This window comes from Pseudomonas sp. Y39-6, from assembly GCF_023651955.1.
In the GTDB taxonomy this organism is placed as follows: domain Bacteria; phylum Pseudomonadota; class Gammaproteobacteria; order Pseudomonadales; family Pseudomonadaceae; genus Aquipseudomonas; species Aquipseudomonas veronii.
The window spans coordinates 6,954,783-6,980,781 of sequence record NZ_CP069594.1 but is presented as its reverse complement, the minus strand read 5'-3'; the positions used below and the strand labels follow the sequence as shown (position 1 = coordinate 6,980,781).

Here is a 25,999-nt window from a genome sequence, read left to right as displayed (position 1 = left end):
CTGAAGTGTGCCGATTAATCGTGGCCTGCACCAGTGATGGCACGTGTTTATGGGGGGTTAGTCACGTTCCGGAGCGCGATGCAGAACAAATGTGGGAGGGGGCTTGCTCGCGATGACGGCGGCCCCGCCAACCCATGTATCACCTGACCCACCGCCATCGCGAGCAAGCCCGCTCCCACAGTGGGTCTGTGTTGCAGGTGAATACGGTGTTTAACGAACAAAAATTTCACGCCATGTGTTATATCGTAACGAATTATGTGTGAACGGGCATGAGTGGATGCAAGTGGATCTAGAAGCTGACGGCGCTTCGGTTGAAGGACTGCCGCGTTTTCAGCAAGGGCTGTTCCATGCCCGTCGATTGAGGCAAGCCGGTATCAGCCTGACTGCGGTGGCTATCAGCGGCTGGGTGCTGGCGTTGTTCGTCGCGCTGTTTGCCCCGTTGTCGATCTGGCCGGTGGTGTTGATCAATTGTGCGTCTGCGTTGCTGGTGCTGGTGGCGGGGTTGCAGTCGGCGTGGTGGGTGGCCGATTGGCGTGCCCAGGCGCTGGAAGCGTCGGCACCTGAGTTACTCGAAGCAGAGAGTGAACCCGCTGGCTGGCAGGCGCGCCTGGTAGGGCGTTTCGGCAGAGGGTTGCTGGCGCAGATCGGCGCGCCGGTGTTGTGGCTCGGCGGTTGGTCGTTGTTCGCGCTGGTCAGCATTGTCGAGTTCTGGAATCTGGGCTTGCCCGCGGCAGCGGTCGGCCAAGGCGCAAGTATCGGCGCTGCGCTGGCCTTGGCATTGGCCTTTGGCCTGTTGGTGTTCGAGCGGCGCCTGGCCCAGGAAACCGCCGCGCAATGGCCGGAAGCCGCGCAGTTGGCGCAACTGAGCCGGGTGGCGATTGCGTGCCTGGTGATCAGCGCGATTTGCCTGCTGTTTGCCAGTGCCGGGTCGGTGTGGCCGCTGCGCCTGGCGACGCTGGTCGGGCTGTTGCCGGCGCTGGTCGCGCTGGAGTTTCTGTTACGGGCCGCGCTGTCACTGTTCAGCCCGCGCCAACCGCGCCTCGAACCACGCCTGATGGCGCAGAGTTTTGTCGCCGGGCTGCTGCGCTGGCCGCCGCAACCGCTGCAGGCCTTGCAGCACGAATTGCACAACCGCTTCGGCATCGACCTGCGCCAGATCTGGGCGTTTACCTACATGCGTCGGGCATTCCTGCCGGTGCTGCTGGTGGTACTGGCCGTCGGCTGGGCGCTGACGGGGGTGCATGAAGTGCCCCTGCAAGGCCGTGGGATTTATGAGCGCTTTGGCAAACCGGTGCAAGTCTTCGGCCCTGGCTTGCATGCCGGGTTGCCGTGGCCGCTGGGCCGCGTGCTGAACGTGGAAAACGGCGTGGTGCATGAGCTGGCGACCAGCGTCAGCGAAGCCGCCAGCCCGGAACTCGCGGCGGCCGAAGGCCCGGCACCGCTGATCGCCAACCGGTTGTGGGACGCCAGCCATGTGAACGACAAGTCCCAGGTGATCGCCAGCAGCCGTGGCGACAAGCAGAGCTTCCAGATCGTCAATATGGATGTGCGCTTCGTCTACCGTATCGGCCTGACCGACCAGGCCGCACTGGCCGCCACCTATAACAGCGCGGATGTGCCGACCCTGATCCGCAGCACTGCCAGCCGCATCCTCGTGCATGACTTTGCCTCGCGTACCCTCGACGAGTTGCTCGGCGAACAACGCACCGGCCTGGCCGACGAGATCGGCCGCGCCGTGCAAGCGGACCTGCATACACTCGACAGCGGCGTGGAGATTCTCGCCACGGTGGTCGAAGCCATCCACCCGCCGTCCGGTGCCGCCAACGCCTACCACGGCGTGCAAGCGGCGCAGATCGGCGCCCAGGCGCTGATCTCCCGCGAACGCGGCGCCGCCAGCGAACAAACCAACCAGGCCCTGCTGCAAGCCAGCACCGTCCGCGACCAGGCCCAGGCCACCGCGCACGAGGTCAATGCCGGGGCCCGGGCGGCGGACCTGCGTTTTGCCGCCGAACAAAAAGCCTACGCCAGCGCGGGCAAAGCCTTCGTGCTGGAGCAGTACCTCGGCCAGCTGACCCAGGGCCTGGCTCACGCCAAGCTGTTGATTCTGGATCATCGCCTGGGCGCCGACAGTGCGCCGACGATCGATCTGCGTTCTTTTACCTTGCCGGCCGATCCTTCGGTGCCGCGTAAAGCCGTTCAATAAGGAGTCTGTCTGTTGAGCGCTCATTCTCACGATCATGGTCACCACCACCACGGCCACCATCATCACCACCATGGTGACGAACAGCCCGCCGGCCCATTCCCTTGGCGGCGCATGGCCTGGGCTGTGTTGCTGGTGTTGTTTGCGGTAGCGGCCGCCAGCCTGGTGCAAGTGCGCTCCGGCGAAGCCACGGTGATTACCCGTTTCGGCAACCCGTCGCGGGTGCTGCTGGAACCGGGCCTGGGCTGGCGCTGGCCGGCGCCGTTCGAAGCGGCGATCCCGGTGGACCTGCGCCTGCGCACCACCTCCAGCGGTTTGCAGGATGTCGGTACCCGCGATGGCCTGCGCATCATCGTGCAGGCTTATGTGGCGTGGCAGGTGCAGGGCGATGCCGACAATGTGCAGCGCTTCATGCGCGCGGTGCAGAACCAGCCGGATGAAGCGGCGCGGCAGATTCGGACGTTTGTCGGTTCGGCGCTGGAAACCACGGCGGCCAGCTTCGACCTGTCCAGCCTGATCAATACCGACGCCAGCCAGGTACGCATCAGCGATTTCGAAGCGCAGTTGCGCCAGCAGATCGATCAACAATTGCTCACCACCTATGGCGTGCGCGTGGCGCAGGTGGGCATCGAGCGGCTGACCTTGCCGTCGGTGACGCTCACCGCCACCGTCGACCGCATGCGCGCCGAGCGCGAAACCATCGCCACCGAACGCACCGCCGTGGGCAAGCGTGAGGCGGCGCAGATCCGTTCCGCCGCCGAGCGCGATGCGCGCATCGTGCAGGCCGATGCCACGGTGAAAGCCGCCGACATCGAAGCGCAATCGCGGGTCGAAGCGGCGCAGATCTATGGTCGCGCCTACGCCGGCAATCCCCAGCTGTACAACCTGCTGCGTTCCCTCGATACCCTGGGCACCGTGGTCACCCCTGGCACCAAGGTCATCCTGCGCACCGATGCCGCGCCGTTCCGCGCGCTGGTGGACGGGCCGAAGGACGTCCAGCCATGATCGAGCGTGACAGCCCGGACAGCCCGTGGATTCAGGCCGGGCGCCTGACGTTCATGGCGCTGTACGCGGTGACGGTATTGGCCGCCCTGGCCTGGGCGTTTTCCAATGTGCGGCAGATCGACCCGCAGAATCGCGCCGTGGTGCTGCACTTCGGCGCACTCGATCGGGTTCAGAATGCCGGACTGTTGCTGGCGTGGCCGCAGCCGTTCGAGCAAGTCGTGCTGTTGCCGGCGGCAGACCGGGTGATCGAGCGGCGGGTCGGCAACCTGCTGCGTTCCGATGCCGCGGTGCAGGCCGATCGCGTGGCCAGCTTCGCCACGCCGTTGAGCGATGCTCTGGCCGGGTCCGGCTACCTGCTGACCGGCGATGCCGGCGTGGTGCAGCTGGATGTGCGGGTGTTCTACAAAGTCACCGAACCTTATGCGTTTGTGCTGCAGGGCGAGCACGTGCTGCCGGCGCTGGATCGCCTGGTGACGCGCAGCGCCGTGGCCCTGACGGCGGCGCGGGATCTGGACACCATCCTGGTGGCGCGCCCCGAATTGATCGGCAGCGACAACGGCGCCGCCGAGCGCCGTGAACGGCTGCGCGGCGACCTGGTGCAAGGCATCAACAAGCGCCTGGCGGAGTTGACCGCCAGCGGCTTGGGGGTGGGCATCGAAGTCACCCGCGTCGATGTGCAATCGAGCCTGCCGAGCCCGGCGGTGAACGCCTTCAATGCGGTGCTCACCGCCAGCCAGCAAGCCGACAAAGCGGTGGCGAATGCGCGCACCGACGCGGAAAAGCTCACCCAGACCGCCAACCAGCAGGCTGACCGCCTGGTGCAAGTCGCCCACGCCCAGGCCAGCGAACGCCTGGCCAACGCGCAGGCGCAAACCGCCACCGTCGCCAGCCTGGCCCAGGTCAAAGACCCCGGCTTGCTGTTGCGCCTATACCGCGAGCGCTTGCCGAAGATTCTCGGCCAGGCCGGTTCCGTGACCACGGTCGATCCCAAAGACGACTCCCGCTTGATCATTCAGGGAGCCGAACAATGAGCGCACCCATGCTGACATCCGCCGAGCAGCGCAGCGCCGCCCGGCAATTGACCCTGGCCATGCTCGCTCTGGGCTTGCTGGTGCTGGGCCTGGTGTGGCGCTGGCTGGCGCCGGACCAGAGCGGCGTCAGCCAGTTGCTGCTCGGCGTGGCCTCGCTGCTGGTGGCCGTGCCGGTGATGCGCTCGGCCTGGTACAGCCTGCGTTTTCCCAGCCTGCATGGCATCACCGACCAGCTCATCGCCCTGGCGATGCTCGGCGCGTGGGCCACGGGTGATCTGCTGACCGCCGCGTTGCTGCCGATCATCATGATCTTCGGCCATGTGCTCGAAGAGCGCAGCGTGATCGGCTCCCAGGAAGCGATCCACGCCCTCGGCAAACTGACCCGCAGCCACGCACGCCTGGTGCAGGCGGACGGCAGCATCAGCGAAGTCGACAACGGCACGCTGAACAGCGGCGACATCGTCGAAGTGCGCGCCGGCGACCGCGTGCCTGCCGATGGTGTGGTGCTGTCCGGCCAGGCCAGCCTCGACACGGCGCCGATCACCGGCGAGTCGGTGCCGCTGGAAGCCAGTGTCGGCGTGCAAGTGTTCGGCGGTGCGATCAACCTCGACGGGTTGTTGCGCCTGGAAGTGACGCGTACCGGCAACGAGTCGACCCTGGGCAAGGTCATCGCCCTGATGCAGAACGCCGAGCGCTCCAAGCCGCCGATCACGCGGCTGCTGGAGCGTTACGCTGGCAGCTATATGGTGTTGGTGCTGTTGCTGGCGGCGGTGACCTGGTTTGTCACCAATGACGCCCAGGCGATGCTCGCGGTGCTGGTCGCGGCGTGCCCGTGCGCCCTGGTGCTGTCGGCCCCGGCCACGGCGATTGCCGGGATTGCCGTGGCGGCGCGGCATGGGATTCTGATCCGCAGCTCGGCGTTCCTCGAAGAGTTGGCGGACCTGACCTCGCTGGTGGTCGACAAGACCGGCACCCTGACCTTCGGCACTCTGCGTCTGCAGTCCATCCAAACCACCGCGCCGGACCGCCAAGGGTTGTTGAACCTGGCGGCCAGCCTCGGTTCGGCCAGCAGCCACCCGGTCAGCCGCGCGTTGGCCGGGTTGGCGAGCCAGGAACAGCTGTTGGTGCTCACCGACATCCGCGAACGCCAAGGCCTCGGCGTGGTGGCCCAGACTGCGCAGGGCGAAGCGGCCTTGGGCCGGCCGGAGTTGTTCGAGCAGTTGGGCATCGTCACTACCCGCGTCCCCGACCATGATGGCCCGATTGCCGGGCTGGCGTTGAACGGTGCGTTCCTCGCCTGGCTGTTGCTGGCCGACAGCGTCAAACCGGAAGCCCGCCAGGCCCTGCAAGAGCTGCGCGACCTTGGCCTGGGGCGGCAACTGCTGCTGACCGGCGACCGCCAAAGCGTGGCCGACAGCCTGGCCCTCGACGTGGGCATCAGCGATGTCGAAGCCCAGGCGTTGCCGGAAGACAAGCTCAACCGCGTGTTGGGCGAAATCAGCAGCGGTTTCCGGCCGATGGTGGTGGGCGACGGCATCAACGACTCCCTGGCGCTCAAGGCCGGCGTGGTCGGCGTGGCCATGGGCGCGGGCGGTGCGGACATTGCGTTGGCCTCGGCGGATGTGGTGTTGATTGGCAGCGATTTGCGCCGCCTGGGCACCTGTGTGCGCTTGAGCCGACGGTGCCGGCAGACGTTGCAGGTCAACGTGATCATCGGCCTGGGCTGGACGCTGGCGATCGTGGTGTTCGCCGCGTTTGGCTGGTTGGGCGCCGCCGGCGCAATGATCGCGGCGGTGTTGCACAACCTCAGCACCTTGCTGGTGCTGGGCAATGCCGGGCGGTTGCTGCGGTTTCAGGAGCCGCTGTCGAAGCTGGAGGAATAAATTCCAGGTTTTTTTCGATGGTGCTGTAACGGCAAGGGGGCACCTCACTCTAGTGCTATGTCGCGACTGAGCATTCCGCCCAGCCGACCTAACCACGATTTATGAGGATGACCCCATGACCATCAAAAACGCCGTTTCCGGTGCTGCCCTGGCTTTCGCTGCCGCCGCCTTGTTTGCCGGTGTCACCACCCAGGTCCAGGCCGCCGACGCTCCGGTTCATTGCTACGGCGTAACCTCCTGCAAAGGCATGAATGACTGCAAGACCGCTGAAAACGCCTGCAAGGGCCAGGCGGTCTGCAAGGGCCATGGCTTCAAGGCCATGACCAAGGCTGCGTGCGACGCGGCCGGTGGCAAAGTCGGCGCGTAATCGGCCCCGCGTACCCCGCAGCGGTCGCCGTCACCGCTGCGGACACTTTTGCCCAGGAGTGCCTGATGTCTACATCCCTTCCGAGCCTGGGTTACGGCCTGGGTCTACGCAGTGAGTACTACCAGCAGATCCTTGAACAATCGCCGGCCGTGGATTGGTTCGAAGTGATCTCCGAGAATTACCTGGTGCAGGGCGGTAAAGCCTTGTACTACCTGGACGCGATCGCCGAGCGCTACCCGCTGGTGATGCACGGCGTGTCCCTGTCCATCGGCGGGCCCCATCCGCTCGATACCGATTACCTCAAGCAGCTCCAGCAACTCGCCGCGCGCATCCAGCCGGCGTGGATCTCCGATCACCTGTGCTGGAGCCGCGGCAGCGCGCACCAATTGCATGACTTGCTGCCCCTGCCGTACACCGAAGAAAGTTTGTATCACGTGGCCAGTCGCGTGCTTCAGGTACAGGATGTGTTGCAGCGCCCGCTGGTGCTGGAAAACGTCTCCAGCTATGTGCGCGCCAAGGCGGATGAATTCACCGAGTGGGAATTCCTCAACGCGCTGACCCACTTGACCGGGTGCCAGTTGCTGCTGGACGTCAACAATGTGTACGTCAGCTCGCGCAATCATGGCTTCGATGCCTGGACGTTCATTCACAACTTGCCGCCGCAGAGCATCCGCCAGCTGCATCTGGCGGGGCATATGGACTACGGCGATTACGTGGTCGATACCCATGACCACCCGGTGTGTGATCCGGTGTGGGCGCTGTATCAACAGACCCTGGAGCACCTGGGCCCGGTCTCGACGTTGCTCGAGCGCGACGACCATTTCCCGCCGTTCGAAGACTTGCTCAGCGAGTTGGACAAGGCCCGGTCGCTGGGGGCGAGCGCCTTGCTCAGGAGAACGCTATGCGCCTGACGGATTGGCAGCGGGCTTTCGAAGAGCATTTATTAGCCGAAACGCCCGTGGCCGACATTGGCTTTGCCGCCACCTTGCTGGGTGGTCCTACGCTGGATGTGGAAACCGGCCTGGCGATTTATCACAACGCCTACCTGTCGCGCTTGCAGGACGTATTACGGCAGGACTTCGGCGCCCTCTGGTATTGGCTGGGCGATGACGAATTCGCCTCGCTGACTGAGGCCTACGTGCGTCGCTATCCGTCCGCCCATTACAGCCTGCGCTGGCTGGGCGAGCGGTTTGCGGGGTTTATCCAGGAGCACCTGGTGGCTGAACAAAGCGCGCCGTTGGCCGAGCTGGCACGGCTGGAGTGGGCGTTTACCCTGGCGTTCGATGCGCCGCCGGGCACGCCGCTGACCCTGGACGATATGGCGCGACTGCCGCCGCCCGACTGGCCGGGCTTGCAGGTCACCCTGGCGCCGACCGTTCAGCAGATATTCTGCCGCTTCAATACCGTCGAAACCTGGCGTGCCGCCAAGGCTAAATCGGCCTTGCACGCCGGCCAGCCTCTGGACGCGCCGCAGGTCTGCCTGGTGTGGCGCGATCAGCAGATATGCCGCTACCGCAGCCTGGAACCCGCACAAACCTGCGCCCTGGCGGGCATGGTGAGCACCGGCTGGTGTTTTTCAGAACTGTGCGAACGCTTGGCGGTCAGTCATGGAGAGGGTGCGCCCCTGCAAGCAGTCTCATGGCTGAAACAGTGGGTTCAGGACGGTTTGCTCGAACGCCGGATTCCATAAGCGCAGGTTATCAGATCGATAGCTTCCTACCCGGTCGTCGGATGGTCTACCCTCTTTCCAGACGTCTGAAACAAGGGGGGACTACTCATGCTCGCGCAACTTCCACCGGCCTTACAGAATCTTCAGCTACCGCTGCGTCTTCGACTCTGGGACGGCCATGAATTCAACTTGGGCCCTGAGCCCAGTGTGACCATCGTGGTGAAGGACCCCACGATTGTGTCCAAGCTTTCCCATCCCACGCTCGATTCATTGGGCGAAGCCTTCGTCGAGGGCAAACTGGAGCTGGAAGGCTCCATCTCCGAGGTGATCCGGGTGTGTGACGAGTTGAGTCACGCCCTGGTCGATGACGATGGGGGCAATCGTCCGGTGCGCTCGTTCCACGACAAGGCCACTGACGCAGCGGCGATTTCCTACCATTACGACCTGTCCAACGAGTTCTACCAGCTGTGGCTCGACCAGGACATGGCGTATTCCTGCGGTTATTTCGAAACCGGCAGCGAATCCATCGATCAGGCCCAACAAGACAAATTCCGCCACCTGTGCCGCAAGTTGCGCTTGCAGCCGGGGGAGTATTTGCTTGATGTCGGCTGTGGTTGGGGCGGGCTGGCGCGGTATGCGGCGCGGGAGTTCGGGGTAAAGGTGTTCGGCATCACCCTGAGCAAGGAGCAACTGGCCCTGGCCAAGGCACGCGTGAAAGCCGAGGGCCTGGACGATCAGGTGGACCTGCAACTGCTCGATTACCGTGACCTGCCCCAGGACGGTCGTTTCGACAAAGTGGTGAGCGTGGGTATGTTCGAACACGTCGGCCACGCCAACCTGGCGCAGTACTGCAAAACCCTGTTTGGCGCGGTGCGCGAAGGCGGGCTGGTGATGAACCATGGCATCACCGCCAAGCACACCGACGGGCGCCCCGTGGGCCGCGGCGCCGGGGATTTCATCGAGCGCTACGTTTTCCCCAACGGCGAACTGCCGCACCTGGCGATGATGACCGCCGAACTCAGCGAAGCCGGGCTCGAAGTGGTCGACGTGGAAAGCCTGCGCCTGCACTACGCACGCACCCTGGACCACTGGAGCGAACGCCTGGAAGACAACCTGGAAGCGGCGGCGAAGATGGTGCCGGCGCAGGCGTTGCGCATCTGGCGGTTGTACCTGGCCGGTTGCGCCTACGCGTTTGCGCGGGGCTGGATTAACCTGCACCAGATCCTGGCGGTAAAACCCCACGCCGATGGCAGCCACGAACTGCCGTGGACGCGGGAAGATATCTACCGCTGAAGCATTTTCCCACAGCCCTGCAGATCCAAGTGTGGGAGGGGGCTTGCCCCCGATTGCGGTGTGTCAGCTAGCGGATTGGGCACTGATTCACCGCTATCGGGGGCAAGCCCCCTCCCACATTTTTACCGCAGCGTCTGTTGGTGCAGCGGTGAAACACGCCGTGGGATCCGCATACTGGCGGTAAAACCCTTCGCCGATGGCAGCCATGAACTGCCGTGGACGCGGGAAGATATCTACCGCTGAAGCATTTCCCCACAGCCCCGCAGATCCAAGTGTGGGAGGGGGCAAGCCCCCTCCCACATTTTTACCGCAGCGTCTGTTGGTGCAGCGGTGAAACACGCCGTGGGATCCGCATACTGGCGGCAAAACCCTTCGCCGATGGCAGCCATGAACTGCCGTGGACGCGGGAAGATATCTACCGCTGAAGCATTTTCCCACAGCCCCGCAGATCCAAGTGTGGGAGGGGGCTTGCCCCCGATTGCGGTGTGTCAGCTAGCGGATTGGGCACTGATTCACCGCTATCGGGGGCAAGCCCCCTCCCACTTTTTACCGCAGCATCTGTTAGAGAATCGGTGAGATAAGCCGCGCGACCCGCATGCCCAGTTGTTGCAGGCGGCGGGTTTCGCGGCTTTCTTCCTGGCTGACTTCATGGGCCAGGGCGAAGTCATCGAGCAGCATGTGTTCCACTTGCTGGGCGAAGGCTTCATCGACGGTCAGCAACATCACCTCGAAATTCAGGCGGAACGAACGGTTGTCCATGTTCGCACTGCCGATGGCGCTGATTTCGCTGTCGACCAACACCACTTTCTGGTGCAGAAACCCCGGCGTATAGCGGAACACCCGCACCCCGGCGCGCACCGCTTCGATCGCGTAAAGGCTGGAGGCGGCATACACGATGCGGTGGTCGGGCCGCGACGGCAGTAGCAGGCGCACGTCGACCCCGCGCAGCACCGCCAGGCGCAGGGCGGCAAACACCGCTTCATCCGGGATGAAATACGGGCTGGTGATCCACACCCGTTCGGTCGCGGCGTGGATCGCTTCGACAAAAAACAGCGAGCAGGTTTCATAAGGGTCGGCCGGGCCGCTGGCGAGCAATTGGCAGAGTACGCCGTTTTCGGGGTAGGTGTCCGGCAGGATCAGCGGCGGCAGTTCCCGCGCCGCCCAGAACCAGTCTTCGGCAAACGATTCCTGCAGGCACGCCACCACCGGGCCGGTGACCTGCACATGGGTATCGCGCCACGGTGCCAGCGGCGGCTTTTTGCCCAAGTATTCATCGCCGACGTTATGCCCGCCGACAAACCCGGTGATGCCATCCACCACCACGATCTTGCGGTGGTTGCGGAAGTTGACCTGGAAGCGATTGAGCCAGCCGCTGCGGGTGGCGAACGCCTTGACCTGCACCCCGGCGTCGCGCAGCGTTTGTGCATAGTGAGAGGGCAGGGCGTGGCTGCCGATGCGGTCGTAGAGCACGTAGACGGCGACGCCTTGGGCGGCTTTTTCCTTCAGCAAGGCATGCAACTGCCGACCGAGCTCGTCGTCATGAATGATGAAGAACTGGAACAGCACGGCGGTTTTGGCGCGGCGAATCGCCTCGAAGATCGCGCTGAAGGTGGCGTCACCATTGATCAGCAAACGCACTTCATTATTCGCCAGGCACGGCATGCGGCCCAGCTTCGGCATCGCCCGCAAGGAGGCGTAGGCGCTGGAGTTGCGGGCGGCCAGGGCTTCCTCGACCCACGGGCGCCAGTTCAGCTCGTTGATCGCAGTGTGCATTTCCTGGTTGGCCTGGCGCCGCGCCTGGATGTACGCATCGAAGGTGCTGCGGCCGAAGATCAGGTACGGGATCAGCGTGAGGTAGGGTATGAACATCAGCGACAACGCCCAGGCAATCGAGCCTTGGGCGGTCCTGACGGTCAGCACTGCATGGATCGCGGCGAGCGTCCCGAGAAAATGCAGCGTGGCGATGAAGTAGGCGAGCAGGTGCGGGCCAAAAAAATCCATGGACGATGGTACTCCAGGCAATCCAGTGCCTAACAGACCATGTTCGGTCAGGAATGTCGCTATTTTATTTGCCGTGCAACACTGGCGCTTTTGTGGCGTCTAATGCCCACAATTATCCAGGAGTTACCCGATGAATGCTCGTCTGCTAGGTTTGGCCATGGTTATTGGTTTGTCGCTGCCCGTGGCGGCCCAGGCGCAGATGCTGGCGCCTGGTTTGTGGGAATTGACCACGAGCAACATGAAAGTGGATAACCAGGACCTGCCGGATTTGTCATTGATCCTCGGTCAGCTCAAGCAACAAATGACCCCCGAACAGCGCGCCATGCTGGAAAAACAAGGCATCACCATGGCCGGTAAAGGCGTGCAGGTGTGCCTCACCCCCGCCCAGGTCGCCTCCGATGCGATCCCGCTGACCGATCCGCAGTCGGGCTGCAAACAGCAAGTGACCGACAAGAGCGGCAACCAGTGGAAATTCCGTTTCAGCTGCCCGAAAGCCCAGGGCACCGGTGTGGCCACCTTCCAGAGCCAGAAGGAATTCACCACCACGGTCAACGGCACCTTCAATGCCACCGGCATTCAGCAGAAGGGCAGCTTGGACAGTCACGCCCAGTGGCTGGGGGAAAACTGCGGCAGCGTCAAACCACGCGCTTAACGCTGAAAGTGCAGGGGCAGGCCCTGGCAGCTGTCGACCACCTGGCCGTTGTGCCAGGCCAACTGGCCCGACACCAGAGTGGTGCTGACGCTGTGGCGAAAGCGGCGCTCGGCGAACGGTGTCCAGCCGCAGCGCGCCAGGATCGGCTGGCTGCGGACCGGCTTGCCTTCGGGTTCGGGTTTGATCAGCACCAGGTCGGCCCAATAGCCTTCACGCAGGTAGCCACGGTCCGGGATCGCGAACAGGTCGGCGACGCGATGACTGGTTTTCGCCACCAGGGTGGTCAGCGGCAGCAGCCCATCGGCCACCAACTCCAGTAACGCCGGCAACGCATGTTGCACCAGGGGCAAACCCGACGGCGCCTCACCATACGCCAACTGCTTTTGCGCCCAGGTATGCGGTGCATGGTCGGTGCCGATCACATCCAGCCGCTCGCCGAGCAGGGCCAGGCGCAAGGCGTCGCGGTCGGCGCGGGTCTTGATCGCCGGGTTGCATTTGATCTGGTGGCCCAGGCGGTGATAGTCGCGGTCGTCGAACAACAGGTGATGGACGCAGACCTCGGCGGTGATGCGTTTCTGCGCCAGCGGCTGGTCTTCGAACAACGCCAACTCGCGGGCGCTGCTCAGGTGCAACACATGCAGGCGCGTGCCGTGGCGCTTGGCCAGTTCCACCGCCAGTGAAGACGAGCGATAACAGGCTTCGGCATCGCGGATCAGCGGGTGGGCGGCGGCAGGGATGTTGTCGCCGAAACGCTCGCGCAAGCGCTGTTCGTTGGCCTGGATACTCGGCGTGTGTTCGCAGTGGGCCAGCAGGATCGTCGGCACATCGGCGAACAGGCGCTCCAGAATCCGTGGATCGTCCACCAGCATGTTGCCGGTGGACGCGCCCATGAACACTTTGACCCCGGCCACTTGCCGCGGGTCGAGCGCGGCGACGGTGTCGAGGTTGTCGTTGCTGACGCCGAAGTGAAAACCGTAGTTGGCCACCGAGTGCTGGACGGCGCGGCGTTTTTTGTCGGCCAGCGCTTCCAGGGTGAGGGTGGCCGGCCGGGTGTTGGGCATGTCCATGAAACTGGTGATGCCGCCGGCCACCGCTGCACGGGATTCGCTGTAGAAACCGCCTTTGTCCGGCGCGCCGGGTTCGCGAAAGTGAACCTGGTCATCGATCATCCCCGGCAGCAGCCATTGACCGTGGGCGTCGATTTCCACAGGCGCCGTGTGCTCCGTGATGCTGCTGGCGATCTTCTCGATACGGCCGTGGGCGACCAGCACGTCGGCGTCGAATACCTGGCCTTCATTCACCAGTCGGGCGTTGCGGATCAACAGGCGGCTCATGCTTCAGAACTCGTTTTGCAGGGCTTTGTAACCCTGCACCAGATCGACGTTGGTACGCGCTACGTCCTCGGAAAACTCCGACGCGCTGACGCTCACCGGCGGGAATTGCGACAGGTCGGTGTTGGGCCCGATGCGGGTGGTCGAAGGCACGTAGAACGCGGCGGGCAAGTCGCGGCCGTCGACCACCGAGTTGTGGCGCACCACGCAGCCGTCGCCGACGGCGCAGTTGAACAACACGCTGTTGAAGCCGATGAACACGCGGTCGCCGACGCTGCAGGGGCCGTGGACGATGGAGCGGTGGGCGATGGAAGTGAACTCGCCGATGGTCACCGCCGCGCCGGATTTGGAGTGGATCACCACGCCGTCCTGGATATTGGAGTTGGCGCCGATGGTGATCGGGTCCATGTCGCCGCTGGCGTCGACTTCGTCCGCGCGGATCACGGCGTAGGGGCCGACGAATACGTTCTCACCGATGATGACCTTGCCGCAGATGATCGCGGTTTTATCGACGTAGGCCGATTCGGCAATCACCGGCAGATCACCGGATGGGTTCTTGCGGATCATGGTTTGCCCAACGCGGCGCACAGGGTGTTGAGGTTGTATTCGAACAGCCCGATAAAGGTGCTGGCCGGGCCTTCTGCGGCGAGGGCGTCGGAATACAGCGTGCCGCCGATCTGCGCGCCGCTTTCGCTGGCGATCTGTTTGAGCAGGCGCGAGTCCTTGATGTTTTCAATGAACACGGCTTTGACCTTGTCCTTGCGGATCTGAGTGATCAGCGCGGCGACTTCGGCGGCGGAAGGCTCACGCTCGGTGGACAAACCCTGAGGCGCGAGGAACTGGATGCCATAGGCCTGGCCCAGGTAGCCGAACGCGTCATGGGAGGTGACGATGCGGCGGTTGCCCGCTGGCAGTGCGCCGAACTTGGCCTTGGCCTCGGCGAGCAAACGGTAGATGTCTTTCAGGTACGCCTGGCTGTTGCGCAGGTAGTCGGCCTGGTTGGCTGGGTCGGCGGCCACCAGCGCCTTGGTGATGTTGTTCACATAGATTTCGGCGTTGGCCAGGTTATGCCAGGCGTGCGGGTCCGGGATGGTTTCGCCGTCTTCTTCCATGGTGTGGGAAATCACGCCTTTACTGGCGGTAACCACGGTGGCGCGGGTTTCGGTGCTGGTCACCAGGCGGTCCAGCCACGGCTCGAAGCCAAGGCCATTTTTGATGATCAGCTTGGCCTTGAGCAGCGCCTTGGCGTCGTCCGGGGTCGGCTCGTAGGTATGAGCGTCGGCGTCGGGGCCGACCATGTTGCTGATCTGGATGTGTTCGCCACCGATCTGGTGGGTAATGTCGTCGAGAATACTGAAGCTGGTCACCACCTGGAGTTTGTCGGCGGCCTGGGCCATGGACAACGGCAGTAGCAGACTGAACAACACGAGTAGAGCACGCATCGGGAGACACCTCATTGGGATGACAGCAAGGGCGGGCGGCGCAGCAAGCCATGCATCGGACCGAAGATCACGGACAGCAGGTACCCACCGCCAGCCACCAGCACAATCGCCGGGCCGCTGGGCAGTGAGTAGTAGAACGACAGCAACAAGCCAAGCCACACCGACAGGCATCCCAGCACTGCCGATACCGCAATCAGCACCGGCAAGCGCCGGCTCCAGAAGCGGGACGCGATGGCCGGCAACATCATCAAACCCACCACCATCAGCGCGCCGATGGCTTGGAAACCGATCACCAGGTTCAGCACCACCAGGGTCAAAAACAGCCCGTGGGCCAATGGGCCGAGGCGGCTGACGGTTTGCAGGAACAGCGGGTCGAGGGTGTCCAGCAGCAGCGGTTTATAGATCAGCACCATGGCGACCAGGCTGAAACCGGAGACCCAGAGCATGCCGGTCAAGGTGGTTTCGTCGACGGCCAGGGCCGAGCCGAACAGCAGGTGCAGCAGGTCCAGGCGCTTGCCGGCAAGGCCGAGGATCAGCACACCGGCGGCGAGGGAGATGGGGTAGATGGCGGCCAGGCTGGCGTCTTCGCGCAGGCCGGTGCGACGGGTGATCCACGCGGCCAACCCCGCCATGCTCAGGCCGGCGCCGAGGCCGCCGATGGTCAGCGCGGGCAGGCTCAGGCCGGCGAACCAGAAACCCAGGGCGGCACCGGGCAGGATGCCGTGGGCGACGGCGTCACCGATCAGGCTCATGCGCCGCAGGATCAGGAACACCCCCAGCGGCGCGGTGCTGCAAGCGAGCACCAGGCCGCCGATCAAGGCGCGGCGCATGAACACGAAGTCGAGAAACGGCATCCACAGGTGGGCGGTGAAGTGCATCAGGCCACCTGCATGTGCGGTTGCGGGCGGATCAGTTCTTTGCTCGGCCCGAACAGGCAGCCCGTGCTTTTGATCTGCACCACTTGCTGGGTGTGTTGACGCACGGAGGCCAAGTCATGACAGACCACGACCACCGTGCGGCCCTCGTCATGCCAGGCGTGGATATGTTTCCAGCACAGGGCCTGGCCGTCTTCGTCGAGGGCGGCGTGGGGTTCGTCGAGCAGCAACACCGGCGCTTCGGCCAGGCTCATGCGGGCGAGCAGGGCGCGTTGCAGTTCGCCGCCGGACAAGGCCATCAACGGGCGCTGTTCCAGGCCGCTGAGGCACCAGTCTTCCAACACGGCGTGCAGGCGTTCGCTGCGTTGTTGCGGGGTGAGTCGGGTGCCCCAGAAACCGGCGGCGACCAGCTCTTGCAAGCTGATGGGGAACTGCCGATCGAGGTGTTGTTGCTGGGGCAGGAAGGACACGCCGCCGCGACGCGGCACATCCACGCGGATTTTGCCCGCCAGCGGTTTTTGCAGGCCGGCGATGACTTTGAGCAGGCTGCTTTTACCGCAGCCGTTGGGGCCGATCACGCCAGTAAGGCTGCCGGTTTCCAGGGTGAAGTCCACGGCGGGTGTCAGGGGTTGGCCGGGGGCACCCCAGCGCAAAGCGGTGCAGGTGATCATGCTGAGTGTCTCGTCCAACGGCTTTCAGCCACGGCATCGTGCGCGTGCAGGCTTTCGGCGTGGATCACTTTGAGGTGGAAGGCTTGGACGGCATCCGAGCGTTTCAAGGCGAGGTTCAGGCGGCGGGCGGCGTCTTCGCAGAACATCAGGTTCTGCCCGTTGGCCAGGGCGAAGGCTTGTTCGTCCGCACGTTTCACCGCGGTTTGCACGGCGGTGCCGAGGGCGGCTTCGGCGGTATTGATCAACTCGGTCAGCGCCAGCTGCTCGCCGCGCAACTGGACGCGCAGTTGCGCGCTGCTGCGCTGGCTGTGGGGCGTGGCGACGATGCCGTTGGCGCTGCCGAGCCAGGTCAGCACATCGGCATGCTGCAACGGCGTGTTGCCGAAATCTTCGAGAAATTGCTGCTGAATCAACTGCCTGGCGAGGGCCGCCGAGCACGGGCAGGTTGAGGAATAAGTCACCTCAATGTTTAGTTCCACGTGGAACATCTGGTTTTCCACGCGCGCTTCGATACTCACCGGGTAGCCCTTCCAGCCAGCCAGTGGGCTGACCAATGCCGGGCGCTTGAGCAGCAGATCGGTGTGGATACGCAGGTAGGCGTTATTAGATAAACCTTCATGACTGTCGAGAAAACGCTGCAGTACCTTACGCAGAAGTGCCGGAGTCAGTGGCTGCTGGTCGAGCATCTCCAGCGCCAGGTACAGGCGCGACATATGAATGCCACGGGCGGCACCGTCGTCCAGGCTGACGCCGGCATCGGCCGTGGCGGCGAGGCGTTGGTCGTCGATCAAAATAGGCAAGGCGATGCCGCACATGCCCACCCAGTCGAGCGGCAAGGCTTGGCGTGAAGCCTGCGCGGCGATATCCGGCAGAGTCAGCGCATTCATGAGCAGGTCCATCGTTGGCGATAAAAAAGACATGTTATATTATAACTATTGAGTCGACGATGAATTTTCTGCTCCGGCCTTTTTTCAGTCATGTCGAGTAAGGACGCTCCTTTATTTGCGGTATTTGTCATGCACAGACGTCAGCTCCTCAACCTGCTCCTGGTCAGCCCGCTGTTCACCTTGCCCTTCACCGCGTCGGCCACGCAGATTCGCAACGCCCGCCTGTGGCGCTCGGACGACAAGCTGCGGCTGGTGTTCGACCTCAGTGGCCCGGTGAACTACAAGACTTTTTCCCTGACCGCGCCGGAACGCCTGATCATCGACCTGAGCGGCGCCGGGCTCAGTGGCGACTTCTCTCAGTTGGTCTTGAAAAACAGCGGGATCACCTCGATTCGCTCTGGGCACTTCGGCAAGGCGGATACGCGCATCGTGCTGGACCTCGCCACACCGATGCAGCTCACCAGCTTTTTGTTGCCGCCCCAGGATGGGCAAGGGCACCGCCTGGTGCTTGATCTCACCAGCGCCACCCAGGTGCCTCACCCGATAGCGGCCGCACCCCGGCCGCTGGTCGACAGGGCGCACCCCAAGCGCGACATCATCGTGGTGGTCGACCCCGGCCACGGCGGCAAGGACCCCGGCGCTATTGGTTCCAAGGGCCAGCGCGAAAAAGACGTGGTGCTGTCCATTGCCCAATTGCTGGCCAAACGCTTGAAGCGCGAGAAAGGTTTCGATGTGAAGCTGGTGCGCAACGATGACTTCTTCGTGCCGCTGCGCAAGCGCGTGGAGATCGCCCACAAACACAACGCCGACATGTTTATCTCGGTGCATGCGGATGCGGCACCACGGATCAGCGCGTCGGGGGCTTCGGTGTATGCCTTGTCCGAAGGCGGTGCCACCTCGGCCACGGCGCGGTTCATGGCGCAACGGGAAAACGGCGCCGACCTGCTGGGCGCCACCAGTCTGCTGAACCTCAAGGACAAGGACCCGATGCTGGCCGGGGTAATTCTCGACATGTCGATGAACGCCACCATCGCTTCCAGCCTGCAACTGGGCAGCTCGATCCTGGGTAGCCTGGAAGGCATCACCTCGTTGCATCAGAAGCGTGTGGAACAGGCCGGGTTCGCGGTGCTCAAGTCACCGGATGTACCGTCGATCCTGGTGGAGACCGGGTTTATCTCCAATGCGCGGGACAGTGCGCGGCTGGTCACGGCGCGGCATCAACAGGCGGTGGCGGAGGGTTTGTTCCTCGGCCTGCAGCGCTATTTCCAGAAGAACCCGCCGGTGAACAGCTACATGGCTTGGGTCCAGGAACAGAAACACAACCAGGCCTAACAGCCGGTCACACGGCTGCAGGTGAACGTGGCGCTGGCGCCACCGGAGCTGGAAAACCGGTTGATTGTGGTCCAGCCCACACGCCGCGTGTAGCCGACCCACGCTTCACCGTCCGAGGCCAAGCCGGTGAAGAACGTCAGTTGCCCGTAGCGGCTGTTGGTTTGCGCCCAATAGCGCCTGCCGATCGCCTCGAAACCGCGCAGATACGTGGTGCTGCCAACCGTTGCCACGCTGTAGGCATTGCCCAGCGGATCGACGCAGGCCAGCAGGTTGGCGCTGCGCGTGCAATTGGCCGACAGGCTCGGCACTTGGGCGCAGGCCTGGGTCGTGATGAGCAACAGCAGGCTGCACAGTAGATATTTCATAGGGTTTCTCGACGTAGACAGGCGCCAGCATTGCTCCGTTGGTCATGATGAGCAAGCGGGGGATTGGCTTATTTGTGTTGTTATAATATAACATTAAGTACAGCCCGGCTTGAACGGGCGGCCTGATGAGAATGACCTGATGCCCAATCGTCTCCCCGTTACCGTGTTGTCCGGCTTTCTCGGCGCCGGTAAAAGTACGCTGCTCAACTATGTCCTGCGCAACCGCGACAACCTGCGGGTGGCGGTGATCGTCAACGACATGAGCGAAATCAACATCGACGGCGGTGAGGTGCAGCGCGACGTCACCCTCAACCGCGCCGAAGAAAAACTGGTAGAGATGAGCAACGGCTGCATCTGCTGCACCTTGCGTGAAGACCTGCTCGAAGAGGTCGGAAAACTCGCCAGGGACGGTCGCTTCGATTACCTGTTGATCGAATCCACCGGCATCTCCGAGCCGTTGCCCGTGGCCGAAACCTTCACCTTTCGCGATGAAAACGAGCAGAGCCTGGCCGATATCGCGCGCCTGGACACCATGGTCACTGTGGTCGACGGCATGAACTTCCTGCTCGACTACCAGGCCGCCGAAAGCCTCGCATCGCGGGGCGAAACCCTTGGCGAAGAAGACGAACGCTCGATCACCGACCTGTTGATCGAGCAGATCGAATTTGCCGACGTCATCCTGATCAGCAAAATCGACCTGATCGGCCGCCACGAGCGTGAGGAACTGATGGCCATCCTCGAACGCCTGAATGCCCAGGCCGAGATCATTCCGATGGTCATGGGCGAAGTGCCGCTGAACAAAATCCTCAACACCGGCCGCTTCGACTTCGAACGTGCCGCCCAGGCCCCCGGCTGGCTGCAGGAACTGCGCGGCGAGCATGTGCCGGAAACCGAAGAGTACGGCATCGCCTCCACGGCTTACCGCGCGCGCCGTCCGTTCCATCCGCAGCGCTTTTTCGAGTTTATCGACCGCCCTTGGGTGAACGGCAAACTCCTGCGCTCCAAGGGCTTTTTCTGGCTGGCCAGCAAGCCGCAGGACGCCGGCAGTTGGTCCCAGGCCGGCGGCCTGATGCGCCATGGCTTTGCCGGACGTTGGTGGCGTTTTGTGCCGAAAAGCCAGTGGCCGCAGGACGAAGAAAGCGTCGCCGCGATCATGGGCCACTGGCAAGCAAGCACCGGCGATTGCCGTCAGGAACTGGTGTTCATCGGGCAGAACATCGACTTCGCGCAGATGCGTGCCGAACTGGACGCCTGCCTGCTGACCGATGAAGAAATGGCCCTGGGCGTCGACGCATGGCGCTTGCTGGCCGATCCTTTTGGCCCTTGGTATGAAGAGGCGGCCGCCTGATGCTGGCACCGCTCATCCCCCTGCGCCCGGTGATCCGCCAGACCTGCGGCGACACCCCGCTGGCGCTGTCCGAGATTCTCGAAGACGGCGTCAACCTGGCGCTGTGGCAGCTTCAATTGCCGTTTCACATCGCCGAGTTCGGCGCCTTGCTGGTGGCGCTCGACGAGCCGTTGGCCGAGTCGCTGGTCATCGAGTTGGCCAGCGACGACGCGGTGCCGAACGTGCAGGGATTAGCCGCCTGCTGCCGCGATCTTGAGGGTTACGAAGGGTTTATCGCCGATGTGTCGTGGCTGATCGGCGCGTTTGCCTGCCTGCTTGGCGCCCGTCGGATCGGCGTGCGTTTGCGCCTGTTGGACAAAGCCATGTGCCCGCGCTTTCACGTCGATCATGTGCCCGTGCGCCTGATCACCACCTACGCCGGCATCGGCAGCCAATGGTTGCGCGAAGGCGTGATGGACCGCCGCCAGTTGGGCCAGGCGGATGCCGAGCCCAGCGAGCGTATCGAGCAGATTCACTGCGGCGAAGTGGCGTTGCTCAAAGGGACGAAGTGGCATGGCAACGAAGCTCACGGCCTGATTCACCGCTCGCCGCAGCTTAAAGCCGATGAGCGACGGTTAATTCTGACGCTGGATTGGCTGGCATAACCGCGTAGGATCAAACGCTCTACACGGCTTGAATGATGCCCTCTATGCTGCAGAACATTCCTACTCATGTGATTGCCGGGCCCCTGGGCGCCGGCAAGACCAGCCTGATCAAACACCTGCTCGCCCAACGCCCGGCCAACGAGCGCTGGGCGGTGTTGATCAACGAATTCGGGCAGATCGGTCTGGATGCGGCCTTGCTGACCCAGGCCGACGACGGCATTGCCCTGGGCGAAGTGGCGGGTGGCTGCTTGTGCTGTGTGAATGGTGCGCCGTTCCAGGTCGGACTGGGCCGCTTGCTGCGTAAGGCCAAGCCGGACCGCCTGTTTATCGAGCCTTCGGGGCTCGGGCACCCGGTGCAGGTGCTCAAGCAATTGCGCGAGGCGCCATGGCAGGATGTGCTCGCGGTTCAGCCCTGCGTGCTGGTGCTGGATGCGCAAGCCCTGGCGGCGGGCAAACCATTGCCGGAGGCGCAGCGCGAAGCACTCGCCAGCGCCGGCCTGTTGGTCCTGAACAAGGATGAGACGTTGGACGCCGCACAGCGCGAGGCGATCGAACGACAGTTAGTCGAGGTTCCGTTTTACTGGACGCGTCAGGCGCAATTGCCACTGCAGCTTTTGCCAGGCCTGAACGCACAGGCTGCAGCGGCTGTGGATAACTTCGTGGCGCCCAAGGGCGTGGCGCAAATGCCGGCGGTGTGGAGCGATCCTGCGTTGCCGATCTGCTTGAGCCAGGCCCAAGAGGGCGGCTGGAGCATCGGTTGGCGCTGGCATCCGAGCCAGTCATTCGATCACCAGCGCCTGGCGCAATGGCTGACACACCTGGATTGGCGCCGCGCCAAACTGGTTATCCACAGCACCGACGGCTGGATCTCCGGCAACGCTGTGGATAACAGCCCACTCGTCTGGCAACCCAGCGAATGGCGGCGTGATTCGCGTATCGAACTGATTTTCAGCGCGCCACAGGACGTGGCCGCGCTACAGCAGGCGCTGGCCGCCTGCCGTCATTGACGGTGCTTGGCGTGGTCCTGGCGCCACTGGCTGAGTTCGATCACGTCGGCGCTGGGTAGCGGCGTCTTGATTTCGAACGGGTAGGGCGCCAGTTCGATCTGCGCGCTGTGGGCGCCGAACTGGGTGATGGTCCCGGGGTGGCGGGTTTCGCCGGTCACGGTGAATTCGAAATTGTAGATGCGCGCCAGGCGTCGCCGTCCTTTGGCATCCTTCACAAAACCGATGCGCTTCAAGGCCACGGCACCGTCGAGCAACTCGATATCGAGCTTGGCGCAATGCTGCTTGACCCGCTCCAACGCGCGCTCGCGCAGGCCGTGGTTGTGCCATACCCAGGCGGCGCCGGTCGCCAGCAGCATCAACACGAAGATGTTTCCCAGGGTCAGCATGCGAAAAAAACTCCAACGAAGTGAGAGCAGCTTAACTGTGTCGTTAGCCTGTCGTACAGGCTGTGTTTGGTCGCATACTGCGCGACCAGAATTTCAATGGTTTTACGGAAATCCCCTGCATGAAACGCACACCTCATCTGCTTGCGATCCAGTCTCATGTGGTCTTTGGCCACGCCGGAAACAGCGCCGCCGTGTTCCCCATGCAGCGGGTCGGGGTGAACGTGTGGCCGCTCAACACGGTGCAATTCTCCAACCACACCCAGTATGGCCAGTGGACGGGCGAAGTGTTAGCGCCGCAGCAGATTCCAGCGCTGGTGGAGGGCATTGCGGCCATCGGTGAATTGGGCAACTGCGACGCCATACTCTCCGGCTACCTCGGCAGCGCGGCCCAGGGCCGGGCGATCCTCACCGGCGTGGCGCGGATCAAGGCGATCAACCCCAAGGCCCTGTACCTGTGCGACCCGGTGATGGGCCACCCGGAAAAGGGCTGCATTGTGCCGCAGGAAGTCAGTGATTTTCTGTTGGACGAAGCCGCTGCCATGGCCGACTTCCTGTGCCCCAACCAGCTGGAACTGGACAGCTTTTCCGGGCGCAAGCCGCAATCGCTGTTCGACTGCCTGGGCATGGCCAAAGCCCTGCTGGCACGCGGGCCCAAGGCCGTGCTGGTCAAGCACCTGGATTACCCGGGCAAATTGCCGGAAGGCTTTGAGATGCTGCTGGTGACAGCCGAAGGCAGCTGGCACCTGCGTCGGCCGCTGCTGGCGTTTCCCCGCCAGCCGGTGGGCGTGGGCGACCTGACCTCAGGGTTGTTCCTGGCGCGGGTATTGTTGGGCGACAGCCTGGTGGCCGCTTTCGAGTTCACCGCGGCGGCGGTGCATGAAGTGCTGCTGGAAACCCAGGCCTGCGCCAGTTATGAACTGGAGCTGGTACGTGCCCAGGATCGCATCGCCCATCCCCGCGTGCGTTTCGAGGCCACGCCGATCGGCCTGTAAGGACACAAAACCCAATGTGGGAGGGGGCAAAGCCCCTCCCACATTTTGCTTGGGTATACAGCCTGGGGCTTACAGTGCGTCGGCTTTGATTTCCTGGTAGCGCTTTTCCAGTTCCTGGCGGATCTGCCGGCGTTGCTGCGCCTGCGCAAACCGGCGGCGGTCTTCGCTGTTGTGCGGTTGCAGTTGCGGCACGGCGGCGGGTTTGCGCTGGTCGTCCACGGCGACCATGGTGAAGAAGCAACTGTTGGTATGGCGCACAGAGCGCTCGCGGATGTTTTCGGTCACCACCTTGATGCCCACCTCCATCGAGGTGTGGCCGGTGTAGTTGACCGATGCGAGGAAGGTCACCAACTCGCCGACGTGGATCGGTTCACGAAAAATCACTTGGTCCACCGACAAGGTCACGACATAACGCCCGGCATAACGGCTCGCGCAGGCGTAGGCCACTTCGTCGAGGTACTTGAGCAGGGTGCCGCCATGGACATTGCCTGAGAAGTTGGCCATATCAGGGGTCATCAGTACCGTCATCGACAGCTGGGCGTTTCCGGGTTCCATAGCACACTCACGGGTTAGGCATTGGTGGGGAGGCACCTCTGTGGATGCTCGAGTCATTGCAGCGCCATCTCTTACGGGACGCCGGCGGGCGGCTTGCCGTCACGCCTGCAGCGATCTGTTTCCATATATTGCACCGGCTTTTCGGCGGAAGTCGCGGTGTTAACCTTCAAAAGCCTTTCTAAGGGCATTTCTTACGATCAAGGCAGACTTTTCCTTCCGCTCTTTACGAAGTTTCAAAGGCGCGGTGGACGTGGGAAAAGCGCCAGTACCCTCAAGGAGCCCCTCGCCATGCACGCCATCAGCTTTATCCAGGATCTGGCCGTGATCATGTTGGTGGCTGGGGTCGTGACTATCCTGTTTCATCGCCTCAAGCAGCCGGTGGTGCTCGGTTACATCGTCGCCGGGTTCATCATCGGCCCCCACACGCCGCCGTTCGGCCTGATCCACGATGAAGACACCATCAAGACCCTCGCCGAACTGGGGGTGATCTTCCTGATGTTCTGCCTGGGCCTGGAGTTCAGCCTGCGCAAGCTGTTCAAGGTGGGAGCCACGGCGTTTATCGCGGCCTTCCTGGAAATCGTGCTGATGATCTGGATCGGCTACGAGATCGGCCGCTGGTTCGACTGGAACACCATGGACTCGCTGTTCCTCGGCGCGATCCTGGCGATTTCCTCGACCACCATCATCGTCAAGGCGCTCAACGACCTGAAGATGAAAGACCAGCGCTTCGCCCAACTGATTTTCGGCGTGCTGATCGTCGAGGACATCCTCGGCATCGGCATCATCGCCTTGCTGTCGAGCATCGCCGTCAGTGGCACGGTCAGCTCCGGTGAGGTGTTTTCCACGGTCGGCAAGCTCTCGCTGTTCATGATCGTCGCGCTGGTCATCGGGATTTTGCTGGTGCCGCGCTTGCTGGCCTACGTGGCCAGGTTCGACAGCAATGAAATGCTGCTGATCACCGTGCTGGGCCTGTGTTTCGGTTTTTGCCTGCTGGTGGTCAAGCTGGAATACAGCATGGTGCTGGGGGCGTTCCTGATCGGCGCGATCATGGCCGAATCCCGCCAGTTGATTAAGATCGAGCGCCTGATCGAGCCGGTTCGCGACATGTTCAGCGCAATCTTCTTTGTCGCCATTGGCTTGATGATCGACCCGCAGATCCTGCTGCAATATGCCTGGCCGATTGCCGTGATCAGCGTGGCCGTGGTGCTGGGCAAGATGTTGTCCTGCGGCATGGGCGCATTTATCGCCGGCAATGACGGCCGCACGTCGTTGCGCGTTGGGATGGGGCTGTCACAAATTGGTGAGTTTTCCTTCATCATCGCGGCGCTCGGCATGACCTTGCAGGTGACCAGTGACTTCCTCTACCCGGTGGCGGTCGCGGTGTCGGCGATCACCACATTGCTCACCCCATACCTGATTCGCGGCGCCGACCCATTGTCGCTGAAGATTGCCGCCGTGATGCCCAAGCGCATGAGCCGGGTATTTGGCCTCTATGGCGAATGGCTGCGCAGCATTCAGCCCCACGGCGAGGGGGCGCTGCTAGCGTCGATGATCCGCAAAATCGTGCTGCAAGTGGGGGTGAACCTGGCGCTGGTGGTGGCGATCTTCTTTACCGGCAGTTACTTCGCGCTGCGTATCGGCGGGTATCTGGAGGGCTGGATCAGTGATCCAAGCTGGCAGAAGGCGTTGATCTGGGGCGCGGCGTTGCTGTTGTCGCTGCCGTTCCTGATTGCGGCGTACCGCAAGCTCAAGGCGCTGTCGATGCTGCTGGCGGAGATGAGCGTCAAGCCGGAAATGGCCGGGCGGCATACCCAGCGCGTGCGTCGGGTGATCGCCGAGGTGATCCCGATTTTGTCGCTGCTGGTGATCTTCCTGCTATTGGCGGCGTTGTCGGCGAGTATTCTGCCGACCAACAAGTTGCTGGTGCTGATCGCCGTGGTCGCGGCGGCGGTGGCGGCCGTGCTCTGGCGGTGGTTCATCCGCGTGCATACGCGGATGCAGGTCGCTTTGCTGGAGACTCTGGATAACCACAAGGATACGCCGGAACACTGAGGAGGCTGGGC

25 protein-coding genes are annotated in these 25,999 nt (G+C 63.2%); 15 read left to right on the top strand and 10 right to left on the bottom strand.

Annotated elements, in window-relative coordinates:
• Positions 1-277 precede the first annotated feature (277 nt).
• The 8 genes from hflK (JN756_RS31900) to cfaB all read left to right on the top strand — a co-directional run bounded on the left by hflK (JN756_RS31900) (position 278) and on the right by cfaB (position 9,448).
• Complete coding sequence (gene hflK, locus JN756_RS31900) at positions 278-2,203, top strand: protease modulator HflK (RefSeq protein ID WP_102617670.1); 1,926 nt, start codon at positions 278-280, stop codon at positions 2,201-2,203.
• A gap of 12 nt (positions 2,204-2,215) precedes the next feature.
• Positions 2,216-3,205, top strand: coding sequence for a protease modulator HflC (hflC, locus tag JN756_RS31895; protein ID WP_201021667.1), 990 nt, complete (start codon positions 2,216-2,218; stop codon positions 3,203-3,205).
• Positions 3,202-4,236, top strand: coding sequence for a protease modulator HflK (hflK, locus tag JN756_RS31890; protein ID WP_046381594.1), 1,035 nt, complete (start codon positions 3,202-3,204; stop codon positions 4,234-4,236). Before hflC ends, hflK (JN756_RS31890) begins: the two co-directional genes overlap by 4 nt.
• Positions 4,233-6,119 (top strand): cation-translocating P-type ATPase, encoded by a 1,887-nt coding sequence (locus JN756_RS31885; RefSeq protein WP_046381595.1) that lies wholly within the window; start codon positions 4,233-4,235, stop codon positions 6,117-6,119. Before hflK (JN756_RS31890) ends, JN756_RS31885 begins: the two co-directional genes overlap by 4 nt.
• Positions 6,120-6,234: 115 nt before the next feature.
• Positions 6,235-6,486 (top strand): BufA2 family periplasmic bufferin-type metallophore, encoded by a 252-nt coding sequence (bufA2, locus tag JN756_RS31880; RefSeq protein ID WP_017850057.1) that lies wholly within the window; start codon positions 6,235-6,237, stop codon positions 6,484-6,486.
• Positions 6,487-6,551: 65 nt separating this feature from the next.
• Entirely contained in the window at positions 6,552-7,397 is an 846-nt protein-coding gene (gene bufB, locus JN756_RS31875; protein WP_017850056.1) for an MNIO family bufferin maturase, read from the top strand.
• Positions 7,388-8,176 carry an HvfC/BufC N-terminal domain-containing protein gene (locus tag JN756_RS31870; protein WP_169881602.1) on the top strand — a complete coding sequence of 263 codons (789 nt, stop codon included), beginning with the start codon at positions 7,388-7,390 and terminating at the stop codon, positions 8,174-8,176. Before bufB ends, JN756_RS31870 begins: the two co-directional genes overlap by 10 nt.
• 87 nt (positions 8,177-8,263) lie before the next feature.
• Entirely contained in the window at positions 8,264-9,448 is a 1,185-nt protein-coding gene (gene cfaB / locus JN756_RS31865; protein ID WP_026140407.1) for a C17 cyclopropane fatty acid synthase CfaB, read from the top strand.
• Positions 9,449-10,009: 561 nt separating this feature from the next.
• Here cfaB and cls read toward each other — a convergent pair.
• On the bottom strand, positions 10,010-11,449 hold the full coding sequence (cls, locus tag JN756_RS31860; RefSeq protein ID WP_046484309.1) for a cardiolipin synthase: 1,440 nt from the start codon (positions 11,447-11,449) through the stop codon (positions 10,010-10,012).
• 130 nt (positions 11,450-11,579) lie between these two features.
• Between cls and JN756_RS31855 the strand changes: the two genes are divergently transcribed.
• A complete protein-coding gene (locus tag JN756_RS31855; RefSeq protein WP_017850052.1) occupies positions 11,580-12,101 on the top strand; it encodes a DUF3617 domain-containing protein in 522 nt (173 codons plus the stop codon).
• On the opposite strand, the gene JN756_RS31850 is transcribed toward JN756_RS31855, so the two are convergent.
• Genes JN756_RS31850 through folE2 form a run of 6 tightly spaced genes read right to left on the bottom strand, consistent with a single transcriptional unit; the run spans position 12,098 to position 17,307 of the window.
• Entirely contained in the window at positions 12,098-13,435 is a 1,338-nt protein-coding gene (locus tag JN756_RS31850; protein WP_201021666.1) for a dihydroorotase, read from the bottom strand. The two genes, JN756_RS31855 and JN756_RS31850, sit on opposite strands and share 4 nt — an antisense overlap.
• Before the next feature lie 3 nt (positions 13,436-13,438).
• Entirely contained in the window at positions 13,439-13,999 is a 561-nt protein-coding gene (locus tag JN756_RS31845) for a gamma carbonic anhydrase family protein (RefSeq protein ID WP_017850050.1), read from the bottom strand.
• On the bottom strand, positions 13,996-14,874 hold the full coding sequence (locus JN756_RS31840; protein ID WP_017850049.1) for a metal ABC transporter substrate-binding protein: 879 nt from the start codon (positions 14,872-14,874) through the stop codon (positions 13,996-13,998). Before JN756_RS31840 ends, JN756_RS31845 begins: the two co-directional genes overlap by 4 nt.
• 11 nt (positions 14,875-14,885) lie before the next feature.
• Positions 14,886-15,752, bottom strand: a complete 867-nt coding sequence (locus tag JN756_RS31835; protein WP_201021665.1) for a metal ABC transporter permease — start codon at positions 15,750-15,752, stop codon at positions 14,886-14,888.
• A complete protein-coding gene (locus JN756_RS31830; protein WP_201021664.1) occupies positions 15,752-16,420 on the bottom strand; it encodes a metal ABC transporter ATP-binding protein in 669 nt (222 codons plus the stop codon). The genes JN756_RS31835 and JN756_RS31830 overlap by 1 nt, the downstream gene beginning before the upstream one ends.
• The gene (folE2, locus tag JN756_RS31825; RefSeq protein ID WP_017850046.1) at positions 16,417-17,307 is read right to left on the bottom strand and encodes a GTP cyclohydrolase FolE2; all 891 of its coding nucleotides are present in this window, start codon (positions 17,305-17,307) and stop codon (positions 16,417-16,419) included. The genes JN756_RS31830 and folE2 overlap by 4 nt, the downstream gene beginning before the upstream one ends.
• A 129-nt stretch (positions 17,308-17,436) precedes the next feature.
• Here folE2 and JN756_RS31820 point away from each other — a divergent pair, with 129 nt between their 5' ends.
• Positions 17,437-18,639 (top strand): N-acetylmuramoyl-L-alanine amidase, encoded by a 1,203-nt coding sequence (locus JN756_RS31820; protein ID WP_108525799.1) that lies wholly within the window; start codon positions 17,437-17,439, stop codon positions 18,637-18,639.
• Here the strand turns inward: JN756_RS31820 and JN756_RS31815 are convergent.
• Entirely contained in the window at positions 18,636-19,004 is a 369-nt protein-coding gene (locus tag JN756_RS31815) for a glutamine synthetase (protein WP_108525801.1), read from the bottom strand. The genes JN756_RS31820 and JN756_RS31815 overlap by 4 nt on opposite strands.
• Positions 19,005-19,143: 139 nt before the next feature.
• Between JN756_RS31815 and zigA the strand changes: the two genes are divergently transcribed.
• From zigA to JN756_RS31800, 3 genes are read left to right on the top strand one after another with little or no spacing between them, the layout of a single operon-like run.
• Positions 19,144-20,352: a zinc metallochaperone GTPase ZigA gene (gene zigA, locus JN756_RS31810; RefSeq protein ID WP_017850043.1), complete on the top strand. Its 1,209-nt coding sequence runs from the start codon at positions 19,144-19,146 to the stop codon at positions 20,350-20,352.
• Positions 20,352-20,996: a DUF1826 domain-containing protein gene (locus JN756_RS31805; protein ID WP_201021663.1), complete on the top strand. Its 645-nt coding sequence runs from the start codon at positions 20,352-20,354 to the stop codon at positions 20,994-20,996. The genes zigA and JN756_RS31805 overlap by 1 nt, the downstream gene beginning before the upstream one ends.
• Positions 20,997-21,040: 44 nt before the next feature.
• A complete protein-coding gene (locus JN756_RS31800; RefSeq protein ID WP_108525805.1) occupies positions 21,041-22,003 on the top strand; it encodes a CobW-like GTP-binding protein in 963 nt (320 codons plus the stop codon).
• On the opposite strand, the gene JN756_RS31795 is transcribed toward JN756_RS31800, so the two are convergent.
• Positions 21,997-22,389, bottom strand: coding sequence for a DUF3301 domain-containing protein (locus tag JN756_RS31795; RefSeq protein WP_017850040.1), 393 nt, complete (start codon positions 22,387-22,389; stop codon positions 21,997-21,999). The two genes, JN756_RS31800 and JN756_RS31795, sit on opposite strands and share 7 nt — an antisense overlap.
• A 119-nt stretch (positions 22,390-22,508) precedes the next feature.
• Between JN756_RS31795 and pdxY the strand changes: the two genes are divergently transcribed.
• On the top strand, positions 22,509-23,381 hold the full coding sequence (pdxY, locus tag JN756_RS31790; RefSeq protein ID WP_017850039.1) for a pyridoxal kinase PdxY: 873 nt from the start codon (positions 22,509-22,511) through the stop codon (positions 23,379-23,381).
• Positions 23,382-23,450: 69 nt separating this feature from the next.
• On the opposite strand, the gene JN756_RS31785 is transcribed toward pdxY, so the two are convergent.
• Positions 23,451-23,936 carry an acyl-CoA thioesterase gene (locus JN756_RS31785; protein ID WP_017850038.1) on the bottom strand — a complete coding sequence of 162 codons (486 nt, stop codon included), beginning with the start codon at positions 23,934-23,936 and terminating at the stop codon, positions 23,451-23,453.
• Between the two features lie 288 nt (positions 23,937-24,224).
• Between JN756_RS31785 and JN756_RS31780 the strand changes: the two genes are divergently transcribed.
• Complete coding sequence (locus JN756_RS31780; RefSeq protein ID WP_017850037.1) at positions 24,225-25,988, top strand: cation:proton antiporter; 1,764 nt, start codon at positions 24,225-24,227, stop codon at positions 25,986-25,988.
• The last annotated feature ends 11 nt before the right edge of the window (positions 25,989-25,999 follow it).

Excerpts from the sequence above, each read along its gene's own strand:
- hflK (WP_102617670.1), top strand. The coding sequence starts at position 278 with ATGCAAGTGGATCTAGAAGCTGACGGCGCTTCGGTTGAAGGACTGCCG.
- hflK (WP_046381594.1), top strand. The coding sequence starts at position 3,202 with ATGATCGAGCGTGACAGCCCGGACAGCCCGTGGATTCAGGCCGGGCGC.
- JN756_RS31885 (WP_046381595.1), top strand. The coding sequence starts at position 4,233 with ATGAGCGCACCCATGCTGACATCCGCCGAGCAGCGCAGCGCCGCCCGG.
- bufA2 (WP_017850057.1), top strand. The coding sequence starts at position 6,235 with ATGACCATCAAAAACGCCGTTTCCGGTGCTGCCCTGGCTTTCGCTGCC.
- bufB (WP_017850056.1), top strand. The coding sequence starts at position 6,552 with ATGTCTACATCCCTTCCGAGCCTGGGTTACGGCCTGGGTCTACGCAGT.
- JN756_RS31870 (WP_169881602.1), top strand. The coding sequence starts at position 7,388 with ATGCGCCTGACGGATTGGCAGCGGGCTTTCGAAGAGCATTTATTAGCC.
- cfaB (WP_026140407.1), top strand. The coding sequence starts at position 8,264 with ATGCTCGCGCAACTTCCACCGGCCTTACAGAATCTTCAGCTACCGCTG.
- cls (WP_046484309.1), bottom strand. The coding sequence starts at position 11,449 with ATGGATTTTTTTGGCCCGCACCTGCTCGCCTACTTCATCGCCACGCTG.
- JN756_RS31855 (WP_017850052.1), top strand. The coding sequence starts at position 11,580 with ATGAATGCTCGTCTGCTAGGTTTGGCCATGGTTATTGGTTTGTCGCTG.
- JN756_RS31850 (WP_201021666.1), bottom strand. The coding sequence starts at position 13,435 with ATGAGCCGCCTGTTGATCCGCAACGCCCGACTGGTGAATGAAGGCCAG.
- JN756_RS31845 (WP_017850050.1), bottom strand. The coding sequence starts at position 13,999 with ATGATCCGCAAGAACCCATCCGGTGATCTGCCGGTGATTGCCGAATCG.
- JN756_RS31840 (WP_017850049.1), bottom strand. The coding sequence starts at position 14,874 with ATGCGTGCTCTACTCGTGTTGTTCAGTCTGCTACTGCCGTTGTCCATG.
- JN756_RS31835 (WP_201021665.1), bottom strand. The coding sequence starts at position 15,752 with ATGCACTTCACCGCCCACCTGTGGATGCCGTTTCTCGACTTCGTGTTC.
- JN756_RS31830 (WP_201021664.1), bottom strand. The coding sequence starts at position 16,420 with ATGATCACCTGCACCGCTTTGCGCTGGGGTGCCCCCGGCCAACCCCTG.
- folE2 (WP_017850046.1), bottom strand. The coding sequence starts at position 17,307 with ATGAATGCGCTGACTCTGCCGGATATCGCCGCGCAGGCTTCACGCCAA.
- JN756_RS31820 (WP_108525799.1), top strand. The coding sequence starts at position 17,437 with ATGCACAGACGTCAGCTCCTCAACCTGCTCCTGGTCAGCCCGCTGTTC.
- JN756_RS31815 (WP_108525801.1), bottom strand. The coding sequence starts at position 19,004 with ATGAAATATCTACTGTGCAGCCTGCTGTTGCTCATCACGACCCAGGCC.
- zigA (WP_017850043.1), top strand. The coding sequence starts at position 19,144 with ATGCCCAATCGTCTCCCCGTTACCGTGTTGTCCGGCTTTCTCGGCGCC.
- JN756_RS31805 (WP_201021663.1), top strand. The coding sequence starts at position 20,352 with ATGCTGGCACCGCTCATCCCCCTGCGCCCGGTGATCCGCCAGACCTGC.
- JN756_RS31800 (WP_108525805.1), top strand. The coding sequence starts at position 21,041 with ATGCTGCAGAACATTCCTACTCATGTGATTGCCGGGCCCCTGGGCGCC.
- JN756_RS31795 (WP_017850040.1), bottom strand. The coding sequence starts at position 22,389 with ATGCTGACCCTGGGAAACATCTTCGTGTTGATGCTGCTGGCGACCGGC.
- pdxY (WP_017850039.1), top strand. The coding sequence starts at position 22,509 with ATGAAACGCACACCTCATCTGCTTGCGATCCAGTCTCATGTGGTCTTT.
- JN756_RS31785 (WP_017850038.1), bottom strand. The coding sequence starts at position 23,936 with ATGGAACCCGGAAACGCCCAGCTGTCGATGACGGTACTGATGACCCCT.
- JN756_RS31780 (WP_017850037.1), top strand. The coding sequence starts at position 24,225 with ATGCACGCCATCAGCTTTATCCAGGATCTGGCCGTGATCATGTTGGTG.